The 13,945-nt window shown below is 31.3% G+C and carries 10 protein-coding genes; 1 reads left to right on the forward strand and 9 read right to left on the reverse strand.

Features of this window, described 5'->3' with window-relative positions:
• Positions 1–228: 228 nt before the first annotated feature.
• From fba to ftsH, 9 genes are all read right to left on the reverse strand, one after another.
• Positions 229–1,098: a class II fructose-1,6-bisphosphate aldolase gene (gene fba / locus BMY79_RS00305; RefSeq protein ID WP_022748589.1), complete on the reverse strand. Its 870-nt coding sequence runs from the start codon at positions 1,096–1,098 to the stop codon at positions 229–231.
• A gap of 265 nt (positions 1,099–1,363) precedes the next feature.
• The gene (locus BMY79_RS00310) at positions 1,364–2,344 is read right to left on the reverse strand and encodes a diacylglycerol/lipid kinase family protein (RefSeq protein WP_022749995.1); all 981 of its coding nucleotides are present in this window, start codon (positions 2,342–2,344) and stop codon (positions 1,364–1,366) included.
• A gap of 47 nt (positions 2,345–2,391) precedes the next feature.
• Positions 2,392–3,288 (reverse strand): DNA-binding protein WhiA, encoded by an 897-nt coding sequence (gene whiA, locus BMY79_RS00315; RefSeq protein ID WP_022749996.1) that lies wholly within the window; start codon positions 3,286–3,288, stop codon positions 2,392–2,394.
• Between the two features lie 3 nt (positions 3,289–3,291).
• Entirely contained in the window at positions 3,292–4,161 is an 870-nt protein-coding gene (gene rapZ / locus BMY79_RS00320) for an RNase adapter RapZ (protein ID WP_022749998.1), read from the reverse strand.
• A gap of 1 nt (position 4,162) precedes the next feature.
• Entirely contained in the window at positions 4,163–5,080 is a 918-nt protein-coding gene (gene murB, locus BMY79_RS00325) for a UDP-N-acetylmuramate dehydrogenase (protein WP_022749999.1), read from the reverse strand.
• Between the two features lie 37 nt (positions 5,081–5,117).
• Positions 5,118–6,521, reverse strand: a complete 1,404-nt coding sequence (locus tag BMY79_RS00330; protein WP_022750000.1) for an aminopeptidase — start codon at positions 6,519–6,521, stop codon at positions 5,118–5,120.
• Positions 6,522–6,567: 46 nt separating this feature from the next.
• Positions 6,568–7,509, reverse strand: a complete 942-nt coding sequence (gene hprK / locus BMY79_RS00335) for an HPr(Ser) kinase/phosphatase (RefSeq protein WP_022750002.1) — start codon at positions 7,507–7,509, stop codon at positions 6,568–6,570.
• 147 nt (positions 7,510–7,656) lie between these two features.
• Positions 7,657–9,537, reverse strand: coding sequence for an excinuclease ABC subunit UvrC (uvrC, locus tag BMY79_RS00340; protein WP_027421891.1), 1,881 nt, complete (start codon positions 9,535–9,537; stop codon positions 7,657–7,659).
• A gap of 47 nt (positions 9,538–9,584) precedes the next feature.
• Positions 9,585–11,933 carry an ATP-dependent zinc metalloprotease FtsH gene (gene ftsH / locus BMY79_RS00345; RefSeq protein WP_083383420.1) on the reverse strand — a complete coding sequence of 783 codons (2,349 nt, stop codon included), beginning with the start codon at positions 11,931–11,933 and terminating at the stop codon, positions 9,585–9,587.
• Positions 11,934–12,275: 342 nt separating this feature from the next.
• Between ftsH and BMY79_RS00350 the strand changes: the two genes are divergently transcribed.
• Positions 12,276–13,880 (forward strand): CTP synthase, encoded by a 1,605-nt coding sequence (locus BMY79_RS00350; RefSeq protein ID WP_029066949.1) that lies wholly within the window; start codon positions 12,276–12,278, stop codon positions 13,878–13,880.
• Positions 13,881–13,945 lie beyond the last annotated feature (65 nt).

Genomic DNA, 13,945 nt, shown 5'->3' on the forward strand with positions numbered 1-13,945 from the left:
AGAAAAAATCAATGTTTTTTTTTATTTTTTTAATTCTTTATATATTTTTTACTATAAACATCTTTTTTTTTATAAATTTTTATACAAAATTAATATTTTTATTTGGCTACTTTTTTACTTTATCAAAAAAGGGCTTGCATCCATATAGACACAAACCCTTTTATGTTAATCAATATCTCGAATAATGATTAACCCTTAATTATAAATTGACATTTAAAGAAAACAAAATTATGCGTTAGCTTTTCCAACTGAACCAAATAATTCCATTTTTTCTTTAACCATATCTTTAATAGCTTCAGCACCTGGAGCTAATAATTTACGAGGATCGAATCCTTTACCTTCTAAGTCTTTACCAGCTTCGATGTATTTACGTGTAGCTTCCTGGAAAGCAAGCTGACATTCTGTATTTACATTGATTTTAGCAACACCTAAAGAAATAGCTTTTTTGATCATATCAGCTGGGATACCTGTACCACCGTGAAGTACTAATGGCATAGCTCCTGTCTGCTGCTGAATAGCATCAAGTGTGTCGAATGAAAGTCCCTGCCAGTTTTCTGGGTATTTTCCGTGGATGTTACCAATACCAGCTGCAAGCATATCTACACCAAGATCTGCTACTGCTTTACATTCGTTAGGATCAGCACACTCACCTGCACCTACTACACCGTCTTCTTCTCCACCGATTGAACCAACTTCAGCTTCGATTGACATTCCCATTGCATGAGCAACTTTAACTAATTCTGTTGTTTTAGCTACGTTCTCTTCGATTGGATAGTGTGAACCATCGAACATGATTGATGTGAAACCAGCTTTAACGCATTTGTAACATCCTTCATATGAACCGTGATCTAAGTGAAGAGCTACAGGAACTGTAATTCCTAATTCTTTATCCATAGCTTTAACCATAGCTGCAACAGTTTCGAAACCTGTCATGTATTTTCCAGCACCTTCAGATACACCTAAGATAACTGGTGACTGTAATTCCTCAGCTGTAAGTAAAATAGATTTTGTCCACTCTAAGTTGTTGATGTTGAATTGACCTACTGCATAGTGGCCTGCTTTTGCTTTATCAAGCATTTCTTTTGCGGATACTAACATGTTATTTTCCTCCTATGAAATAAAATACTGTTCTCTCTAATACGTTTGCGCAAAACGTATTACAGATAGCGATTGTATTATTATTTGTACTTTTCGCTAACAGTTTTATTATAGTATATTTTGGAAAAAAAATAAAGTTAATTACTTAACAATTTTATTTTTTTTTCATTTTTTATGATTTTCTATAATATTTAGGTATTTAATTTATAATTTTTTTACGATTTTTTTCTAATATAAATAGAATTTTTATATATTTTTTACCTTACTATAATTTTTCAATCTCTTCGATGGTTAATTTTTCGTATGGATCTTCAAAAACTTCATGTGGAAAAGCTGTAATTTCTGCAATTTCTGCAGCATCTACAACTAAAGAAACCGCTTTATGTAAATTCTTTATGGTCAATTCTTTATATTTTCCACCAAATTCACCATCTGTTGTCCATGCAACTTTTTCATCACATGTAATTTTTAATTCGTCAGTTTTAAATGAGTATATATAATCTGTATCATCTCTTAAGTTAGTAAGACATGTTAAAATTTCACTTAACTCAACAGGATTTTTTGGTGTCTTGATAAATGTTGCTTCAAATACACCATCGTCTAATTTAACATTTTTTCCTGTCATTCCTTTAAAACCACCAACTGAAACAGAATTCGATATCATTCCGAAAATAAATTTATCTTCTATTACTTTTCCATCATATTCAATCTTCATTTTATAGGATTTAATATCATTTAAATGTTTTGCACCCTCTAAAATATATGCAAGATGTCCTAATATATTTTTTAATTGCTGTGGTGTTTTATATGATACTTCTGTAAAAATTCCAAATGCTGCAACATATACAAATGTATCTCCATTAAAATATCCCATATCACATGGGAATAATGTTCCAGTTGCCGCTGTACGTGCCGCCTCTACCATATTTTTTGAAATACCTAACGAATTAGCAAAATCATTAGTACTTCCTGCAGGAATATATCCTACTGGAATATCCAACTCTGCCTCAAGTAGTCCTGTAATTACTTCATCTAACGTTCCATCACCACCACTACAAATAATTCTGTCAAATTTTTCAGCTTCATTAATTATTTGTTGGACAGCATCTCCACTTGATTGTGTTGGATAAATTGTTACTTCATATCCTGATTTTACAATAATATCCACTATATCAACCAAATAATTTTTTATTAATCCTTTTCCAGAGTATGGATTAAATATTAACAAACACTTTTCTTTTACCATTTTTCATTACCTCTTTAGTCTTTAATAGTTTACAACCGCAATAAAAATCAACCTGCATTTTTATTTCTGAGCTCTTCTGCTATCAAAGATATTTTTCTGAGTCTATGATTTACTCCAGACTTTCCTACTGGTGGATCTAGTAATGTTCCTAAATCTTTCAATGAAGAATCCGGATTTTCCAATCTTAAAATTGCTATTTCTTTTAATTGATCCGGCAAATTAATTAATTCATTTTTTTCCTTAATCAATTCAATATCTTCTATCTGTCTTATAGCAGCATTTACAGTTTTTCCAATATTTGCAGTTTCGCAATTAACCTTACGATTAACGGTATTTCTCATATCTTTTAGAATTCTTACATTTTCAAGCTCTAATAATGCTTGATATGCCCCTATTGCGCTCAAAAAATCACTAATTTGTGATCCTTCTTTTATGTAAACCACATAGTGATTTTTTCTTAAAACAATTTTGGCATCTAATCCAAAAGTTATCATTATTTTTTGAATCCTATTAGCCTTATTTTTATTATTACATACCATTTCTAAATGATACGATTTATGTGGATCCGATATCGAACCAATGGCAAGAAATGTTCCTCTAAGATATGCCTTTCTCATTTCAGTTTGCTCTAACATTTTTTCATCAAATGCACTTAGTCCAACAGCTATTGGATCATTGGTTAGTTTATAGCCTAATGTTTTTAAAAATAATTTACAATTATCTTTTCCTATTTGTTTTGTTATATCAAAAGGAAAATTATTTTTTACTAATATAGCAAAGTGTTCAAACACAATTGGATTATCTGTATCTAGTATAAAATTTTCATAGTTTCCTACTACTTCTCCTATACTAGATACGATACCCATTAATTCGGCTATGTCATACTCTTTATTGTTGTTTGATTTGCTAATTATTTCTGTTTTTACTTTTTGTGAAAACGACATATTTTATTTGCCTCTTAAAGAATCCTTTCCTATGTCTCTATGCTCTATTTTTAAACCAAATTCATTTTGGTCTTTTAGTCGATTATAAAGTTCGTTTGCTAATGTAACAGAGCGATGCTTACCTCCTGTACAGCCTATTGATATTACAAGTTGATTTTTACCTTCACTAATGTATTTTGGTAATAAAAACCTAACCATATCCTCAAGTTTATCCAAAAATTCTGTTGACTCCTTAAACTGCATTACATAATCTTGGATTTCTTTATCATTTCCAGTTTTTGGTCTTAATTCATCAATATAATATGGATTTGGTAAAAATCTTACATCTATAACTAAATCAGAATCTGTAGGTATTCCGTACTTAAAACCAAACGATAATATAGTCACAAATATATTTTTATAATTATAATCGTTACTATATATCTTTTCAATCTCACTTTTCAATTCTCTCGTCAACAAATGACTAGTATCAATTATACAAGATGCATGTTTTTTTAATGTTTCAAGACGTAATCTTTCCCTTTCAATTCCTTTATCTATTCTTTCTCCATTTGCGAGCGGATGATTTCTTCTTGTCTCTTTAAAACGTTTAATCAAGACTTCATCTTCGGCATCTAGGAAAAGAATATCCGTCTGAATATCTATTTTTTTTAGATTGTCGACCATTTCAGAAATATTTACTAAATTTCCACTTCTAACGTCTATTCCTAAAGCAACTTTTTGCATCTCTGAAGTTTCGTTAGACAAATCAACAATTTTATCTATTAACTGAATTGGTAGATTATCAATACAATAATACCCTATGTCTTCTAGCATTTTCATTGCAGTTGTCTTTCCTGCACCTGACATACCTGTTACAATCAAAACCTTCATATTAGAACTCTCCCATCATTTTTACTTCTGGTTCTAAGGTTACATCATATTTAGTTTTAACGATACTTATAACATATTTTATAAGTTCATAAACATCTGTCGCTGTTGCCGCATTTGAGTTAACAACAAAACCACAATGTTTCTCCGAAACCTGTGCTCCTCCAATCTTATATCCTTTAAGACCTGCGTCTTCTATTAATTTTCCTGCAAAATTATCTTTTGGTCTTTTAAATGTGCTTCCTGCACTAGGAAAATTTAATGGTTGTGATGAGATTCTTCTTTTTTTGTAATCATCCATAGTTGCATATATTTCATCTTTATTAGCTTCTTTTAATTTAAAAGTTGCTTCTAAAACAATATATTCTTTTTCTAAGATACAACTATGTCTATATGATAAATCTAAATCTTGTGCTTTAATTTCTAGTACTTGTCCATCCTTGGTACAAACTTTTACACTAACTAAAACGTCTTTTATCTCTCCCCCAAATGCTCCTGCATTCATTACAATTGCTCCTCCAATTGTACCTGGAATGCCTGCTGCAAATTCAAGTCCGCCTAGGCCTTCTTTTGCTGCAAAGTTGGCAACTTTTGCAAGTGATGACCCTGCACCAGTGATAATAGTATCACCTTTTATATCTATATACTCTGCATTTCTTCTAACAGAAATAACGACACCTTTTAATCCTTGATCTGAAACTAAAAGATTACTTCCGTTACCAACTACATGATAAGGGACTTCTAAGTCATTACAAAGATCAATTAAATCTTTTACTTCTGTTGCAGATGGAGACACAAAAATCTCTGCATCTCCACCTACTCTAAATGTTGTATGTTTTTTCATTGGCTCATTAAGAGCAATTTCACTTTCTGGTATATATTTTTTTATTCCATTTACTACTTGTTCAATTATGTAACTCATATAATATTATTTCTCTCATTCATTAAAGATTTAATAATTATGCCTCAATTAAAAATGCAATATATCCTCTTAATGCTTCATACAAATCAACTTTACTAATAATTTCCCATGGTGCATGCATATTTAATACAGCAACACCACTATCAATTACGTTCATTCCGTATTTTGCAAGAATATAAGCGATTGTTCCACCGCCGCCTTGATCTACTTTACCAAGTTCTGAAGTTTGGAATGAAACTTCATTTTTATCCATGATGTTTCTAAGTTCTGCAATATATTCTGCATTTGCATCATTAGAACCGCTCTTTCCTCTTGAACCTGTATATTTATTAAACACTAATCCTTTTCCAAAATATGCACAGTTTCTTTTTTCCATTACTGATGGATACATTGGATCAAATGCTGCTGAAACATCAGATGATAAAACTTTTGAATTGCTTAACGCTCTTCTTACTTTAAGTTCTGAATAATTTCCTGTTAAATTCATAACTTCAGCGACACAATTTTCAAAGAATCTTGATGTCATTCCTGAAGCACCAACGCTACCGATTTCTTCTTTATCAACTAATAAACATACGCTAGTTTTGTTTGGAACTTCTTTCATTTCTAACATTGCCATAAATGATGGATATGCACAAACTCTATCATCATGTCCATAACCCATAATCATACTTCTATCAAATCCAAAGTCTCTTGCAGCTCCTGCTGGTACAACTTCAATTTCTGCTGATAAAAAGTCGTCTTCATCTACACTATATTCTTTTGATAAAATATCTAAAATATTTGCTTTAACTCTATCTTTAATCTTATCATCAGAATCATCTTTTTGTTCTTTTGGAATGCTACCAATTAAAACATCAAGGTTCTCGCCTTCAACTACTTTATCACCTTTTTTAGATAATTGATCTGCTGATAAATGAATCAATAAATCACTTACACCAAATACAGGATCATCTGGATTTTCACCAATGTTTACTTTTACTACTGTGCCATCTTTTTTAGCAATTACACCGTGTAATGCAAGTGGTAAAGTAACCCATTGATATTTTTTAATTCCACCATAGTAGTGAGTATCTAAAAATGTCATTTCAGTATCTTCATATAGTGGAACCTGTTTTAAATCCATTCTTGGTGAATCAATATGTGCACCTAAAATGTTCATTCCTTTTTCAAGATCTTCTTTTCCAAGAATAAACATTGCGATTTCCTTACCCATATTGTTTGCAATAATCTTATCTCCAGCTTTTAATGTAGTATCAGCTGCGATTACTTCATTTAAATCCTTGAATCCGTTATCTAAAGCTTTTGTATAAAATTCTTGTGCGCATTCTCTTTCTGTTTTGCAATCACTAATGAATTTTTTGTATCCATCTGCAAAATCAAATACCTTTTTTTTATCTTCTTCGTCTGAATATTTCAACCATGCATTTTTCTTTTCCATCTTATAATCTCCTATCTTTTAAAAACTAGTACATATTAAATAAAAACTAGTGTTTATTAATATTTTCTTGTACTCTTCTATATAATTCTTTAGCTGCATTATAACCCATTTTCTTTTGTCTATGGTTAACAGCTGCAGTTTCACATATTACAGCAAGATTTCTACCAGGTCTGATTGGTAAAGAGTGACAAACCACTTTATTACCAAGATACTCAATATATTCTTCTTCTAACCCAAGTCTATCATATTCTGCATCTTTCTTCCAATCTTCTAATTTGATAACTAAATCAATTTGCTGTTTTTCCTTTACGCATTCTACACCATAAAGTGCCTTTACATCAATAATACCAATACCTCGTAATTCAATAAAATATCTTGTGATATCAGGTGATGTTCCAATTAGCGTATGATCGTCAACTTTTCTGATTTCAACAACATCATCAGTTACAAGTCTGTGACCTCTTCTGATTAATTCAAGTGCAGCTTCACTTTTTCCAATTCCACTTTCACCTGTAATCAATAATCCCTCACCATATACATCAACTAACACACCATGAATTGTAATGCATGGAGCAAGTTGCTCACCTAACGTATGGATTAATTCAGCCATAAAAGCTGATGTCGCACTACTTGTACCAAGAACTGGCACTTGATTATCTCTTGCAACTTCTAAAAATATTTTATCAGGTTCTAAATCTCTTGCAAAAATCACACAAGGAATATCAAATTTAAGAAACTCATTATAACGTGCCTTTTTTTCGTCATCTGATAATTTTTGAGTAAATGCGTACTCTACATTACCAATTATTTGAGTTCTCGACTGCTCAAAGTGTTCAAAATAACCACTTAATTGTAACGCCGGTCTATTAACATCTGCTGTTGTAATTAATCTTTGTTGCGTATCTAATTCTTCCGTATAATTTTTTAGGCCTAAAATAGTGATAATTTTATCAACACTTACACCTTCTACTCTTCCAATACCACTCATAGGATACCTCCTTGTTTTTTCTGTTTATAAATCAAAAACTTATAACAAATCATTTTATCATTCTTAAACAGCTAAGTCTTTTCAATTTTATTTTATCACAGCAATAGATGTTATTCAATTTAGTTTTAATTTATATTAGTATTCCATCTAATTATTGTCTTCATACAAATCTTTATGAAAAAAATAATAAACATTTTGTGCTGCCATAAGATTCATTGAATCCGTCAACAATAAATCATCAATAGAGGCCTCTTTTATCTTATCTATAGACTGATATCGTTTCATCAAAGCCTTACGTCTAGTAGAACCAATTCCATCTATATCATCTAACACTGACCTAATTTGTGTCTTAGAGCGTAAACTTCTATGATATTCTATTGCAAATCTATGAGCTTCATCTTGAATTCTAGTAATTAGTTTAAAGCCCTCACTATGCGTATCAATTGGGATTTCTACATTGTTATAATATAATCCTCTTGTTCTATGATTATCATCTTTAACCATTCCGCAAACCGGAATGTTAAGATTTAATTCATCAAGAACTTTTTTACAAATATTAACCTGACCTTTTCCACCATCCATCATAATTATATCCGGAAATCTGTTAAAGCTTCCAACTTCTTTATCTAACAAATTATCCTTTATCATTTGCTGTTCTTTTTTCCCATGTAAAAAACGTCTAGTTAACACTTCATTCATTGATGCGTAATCATCCGGACCACTAACAGTTTTTAATTTGAATTTGCGATAATCACTTCTCTTAGGCTTTCCTTTTTCATAAACGATCATAGAACCTACAGTCTGAAAACCATTTATATTCGATATATCAAATGCTTCTATTCTATTTAGATCATTTAAACCTATTAGCTTTTCAATTTCTTTGACTGCACCAATGGTTCTTCCTTCTTCTCGTTTAATCTTTTCTTTATCTTGGGTAAGAATCAACCTTGCATTCTTATATGCAAGCTCAACTAATCTTTCTTTCATTCCTTTTTGTGGAACCTTAATTATTACCTTACTGCCTTTTTTATTAGATAGAAATTCTTCTATTATTTCTTTATCTTCGATATTTTCTTGTAGCATGATTTCCTTAGGTATAAACGGTGTTCCTGAATAAAATTGTTTTACAAAATTATATAAAATATCTGTTTTCTTCTCTTCTGTTCCAACTCTAACATTAAAATGATCTCTTCCAATTAGTTTACCTGAACGAATAAAAAATACTTGAACAACCGCATCCGTACCATCAGAAGAAACTGCAATTACATCCTTATCTTCACCGTCAGTATTGGTTATTTTTTGTTTTTGAGCTATTTGATTAACACTATTTATTAATTCTCTATACTCTATTGCTTTTTCAAATTCTAAATCTTCAGATGCCTGCTGCATTTTCTCCGTCAACTGAGTAATAACCTTTTCGTAATCACCATTTAAAAAAACAATTATATCTTGGATTCTTTTTTTATACTCTTCAGAAGAAATATATCCTTGACACGGAGCATCACATTGATGAATATGATAATTCAAACACGCCCTTTCTTTTCCAATGTCTCTTGGTAAATTTCTGTTACAAGTTCGTATTTTATATATCTTATTCACCAAATCTATTGTGTCTTTTACTGCCATTGAACTACTATATGGTCCAAAATATTTTGCTTTATCCTTTTTTAATTTTCTCGAAAAAAGAACTCTTGGAAAGTCCTCTGCCACAGTAACTTTTATATAAGGATACGTCTTATCATCTCTTAGCATCGTATTATATTTTGGAGTATATTCTTTAATAAGATTACACTCTAATACTAATGCTTCTAACTCTGAATCAGTGACAATATATTCAAATCTCATTATATGTTTTACCATTTGTCTTTTTTTTATTCCTTCATCATGGCTAGCTTGAAAATATTGTCTTACTCTGTTCCTTAAGTTTTTAGCTTTTCCAATATATATTATGACATCATCTTTATCATGCATAATATAAACTCCCGGATTAACCGGGAGTTTTTTTAATTCTTCTTGTATGTCGAACATAATATTCACCTTATCTTTTATACTCGTTTACAAGTTATAAAAACATATTAAATATTACTATTGTTGTTATTATCATCGTTAGTATTATTTACATCATTTGTATTATTTACATCATTTGTATTGTTAACATTATCATTTGAAGCTTTATCGCTATTTGATTCCTGTTGTAAATCAATAACATATTTTTTGGATTCTTCAGCATCTTCTTTTAATAAATTTTGAATCAAATCATCCTTCTGAGGAACCGAATTTCTTGCAAATCCAAATTCTCTTTCATATGGATTAATAGATTTTTCAACATTTTGTTGTTGAACCTCATCTACATTTTCTGTAGATTCAACTTCTTTGAAAGATTCAACTTCTCTTGTATCATCTTTTTTGCTTTCAGCTTCATCTTTTTTTGATAAATCTATAGTATTACCAGATTGTAATTTATGTACTTTTGATTCTTCTTCAGGTTCAGGAAGACCTTTCATCTTTCTATACATCTGCATGAATTCTTTACCTGTAATAGTCTCTTTTTCATACAAATACTCTGAAATAGCATCAAGAATCTCTTCATTTTCTTTAAGCATCTTGTATGCTTCTTCATATGCATTATTAATGATGCTATAAACTTCTTTATCAACTAAACCTGCTGTATCTTCACCACAAATAAGACCTGCACTGTTGCTTAAATATTGGTTTTCGATAGTTGCAAGACACATCATTCCAAATCTGTCAGACATACCATACATTGTAACCATTGCTCTTGCAATCTTTGATGCTTCTTCAATGTCATTTGATGCACCACTTGTGGCAACATTAAATTTAAGCATTTCAGCTGCACGACCACCCATATATGTAGTAATCTTAGCTAATAACTCATCTTTAGTTCTTAGGAATTTTTCCTCTTCAGGTGTCTGTAATGTATAACCTAAAGCACCCATTGTTCTTGGTACAATTGTAATCTTTTGAACTGGTTCAGAGTTCTTAGTTAACGCAGTAACTAAAGCATGACCTACTTCGTGATAAGCGACTGTTTTTCTTTCTTTGTCACTCATTGCTCTATCTTTTTTCTCTTTACCACCTACTGCTACTATTTCAAAAGCTTCAAATAAATCTTCTTGATTAACAGCTTTTCTTCCATTCTTTACAGCGTTGATTGCAGCTTCGTTAATTAAGTTGGCAAGCTCTGATCCTACTAAACCTGCTGTTGCTAAAGCTAAAGCATCTAAATCTACTGTTTCATCCATGTTTACATTTTTAGAATGAACTTTTAAAGTCTCTAAACGTCCCTTTAAATCAGGATGATCAACAATAATTCGTCTATCAAAACGTCCTGGTCTTAATAAAGCCTTATCTAATACTTCAGGTCTATTTGTAGCTGCTAAAATAAGAACACCTTTTGATTGATCAAAACCATCCATCTCTGCTAATAACTGATTTAAAGTCTGTTCTCTTTCATCATTTCCGCCACCATATCTGCTATCTCTGCTTTTACCAATTGCATCAATCTCATCAATAAATACAATACAAGGTGCTAATCTTTGTGCTTCTTTGAATAATTCTCTAACTCTAGACGCACCCACACCTACGAACATCTCAACGAAATCTGAACCTGCAATTGAGAAAAATGGAACATTTGCTTCTCCCGCAACTGCTTTTGCAAGTAGTGTTTTACCTGTTCCCGGTGGTCCAACTAATAAAGCTCCTTTTGGCAACTTAGCACCAATTTCACGATATTTTGCTGGATTATGTAAAAAATCTACTACTTCTTGTAATGATTCTTTTGCTTCGTCTTGGCCTGCAACATCCTTAAATGTTACTCCTGTACTTTTTTCAACATAAACTTTTGCCTTGTTTTTTCCAACTCCCATGCTTCCACCATCCATATGACGCGCAAACATTAAGAATAATAAAACAAGCAACGCTATAGGCATAATTAAAGATAAAACATTTAAAATAACTGTAGATGTATTATCTGGAATAACTGCATTAAACTTAACTGGCTTATTGTTTTTAGTTCTTGCATCTTTTAAACGATCTACCAACTTAAGATCACTAATTCTTCCAGTATAGTAAGTTATTTCATATTTTTCACCTTTCTTTTTGATTAACTTGTAGTCAATCTCATAACTTCCTACTTTTACCTCTTTGATTTCGCCCTTTTTTAAATATGTCAAAAATTGATCATATGATGTTTCTTTAGAACTCATTTGACTGAAATTCTTACTGAATAATGACACTGCAAACAATGCTATTAACGCAATAAAAATAAGAGTCATAACAAATATTCCATTATTTTTATTGTTCTTTTTATTATTATTGTTATTGTTATTATTATTTCTATTGCCATTATTATTGTTATTATTCATATTAAAATTGTTGTAATTATTTTGTTGAAATTTACTCATTTACTTATGTCCTCCACGCCATCTTCTATAAGACAACTTATTTATGTTACAATACATTACTTATTATATTTTAATTCTTATATAAAAGCAACTAACAAAAACTAAACTTTTTAACATTTACAGTTCGTTCATAAAAATTTTAAAAATTTTTTTCAAAATCTCTAGATTATTTTTCCTCTAGGCTGTATAATGTTTTAGTTATATCAATAAATGATTTTACGTGCTAATTGTGCCGATTATCTAATTGAGATAATATAATGACTATTATTATATACCATATATATATCATAATAGTTAAACAAAACTTAAAACAAATACCCTATTCTATTGAGGAGGAAAATCATGCCCGTTAAATATGTCTTTGTTACTGGTGGTGTTGTTTCTGGTTTAGGAAAAGGAATAACAGCCGCTTCCCTTGGTAGACTTTTAAAAGCAAGAGGCTATAAAGTTACCATGCAAAAATTTGACCCTTATATCAACATTGATCCAGGTACGATGAATCCAATCCAACATGGTGAAGTTTTCGTAACTGATGATGGAGCCGAAACAGATTTGGACTTAGGTCACTATGAGCGTTTCATAGATGAAAGTTTAACTAAAAATTCAAACGTTACAACTGGTAAAGTATATTGGTCAGTTCTTCAAAAAGAACGCCGTGGAGATTTTGGTGGAGGAACTGTACAAGTTATCCCTCATATCACAAATGAGATAAAGAGTCGATTTTATCGCAACTTCACTTCAGAAGATATGCACATTGCTATCATTGAGGTGGGTGGTACTGTCGGTGATATCGAAAGTCAGCCATTCTTAGAAGCCATTCGTCAATTCCAGCACGAAATCGGTCATGAGAATGCTATCCTCTGTCACGTTACATTAATTCCATACTTAAGAGCTTCTGGCGAGCTTAAAACTAAACCAACTCAAGCAAGTGTTAAAGAGTTACAAAGTTTAGGTATCCAGCCAGATATCATTGTATGTCGTTCAGAGCAGGAAATTGATCAAAATATCAAAGATAAAATTGCTCTATTCTGTAACGTTCCAAGTGAGCATGTTTTACAAAATCTTGATGTTGAGTACTTATACGAAGCTCCTCTTGCAATGGAAAAAGAAAACCTTGCAAAAGTAGCATGTGAGTGTCTACATTTGGATTGTCCAGAACCAAATCTTGATGATTGGAAAACAATGGTTGATAACCTACGTCATCCAGATAAAGAAGTTAACATTGCTTTAGTTGGTAAATATATTGCCTTACATGATGCTTATATTTCAGTTGTTGAAGCTTTAAAACATGGTGGAATTCCAGAACATGCAACTGTAAATATTAAATGGGTTGATTCTGAACATTTAACAGAAGAAAACGCAGCTGAAACATTTAAAGACATTCATGGTATTATCGTACCTGGTGGATTTGGTAATCGTGGTATCGAAGGAATGGTAGTTGCTGCTAAATATGCTCGCGAAAACAAGATTCCATATCTTGGAATTTGTTTAGGAATGCAAATTTCAATTATCGAATTTGCTCGCCACGTATGTAACCTTCGTGACGCAAACAGTATCGAATTAAACCCAAATACAACACATCCAGTCATTTCTCTAATGCCAGATCAAAATGACATTGAGGATATTGGTGGAACATTAAGATTAGGTGCTTACCCATGTATCTTAGCTTCTGATTCAAAAGCAAGAGAAGTATATGGAACTGATAATATTTCAGAAAGACACCGTCACCGTTATGAAGTAAATAACGATTATCGTAATATTTTAATAGAAAACGGAATGAAGTTATGTGGTACATCACCAGATGGTAGAATCGTAGAAATGGTAGAAATTCCAGATCATCCTTGGTTTATCGCTACTCAGGCTCATCCTGAACTTAAATCAAGACCAAATAGACCACATCCATTATTCCATGGTTTCATCAATGCTGCTACAAAATTAATCAAATAATTCTGTAAACGGCTAAGTGGACAAAAAAACCAGATTACATAAGATAAATGAGGCAATTCTCAAAT

It is taken from the genome of Lachnobacterium bovis (assembly GCF_900111325.1).
Taxonomy (GTDB): domain Bacteria; phylum Bacillota; class Clostridia; order Lachnospirales; family Lachnospiraceae; genus Roseburia; species Roseburia bovis_A.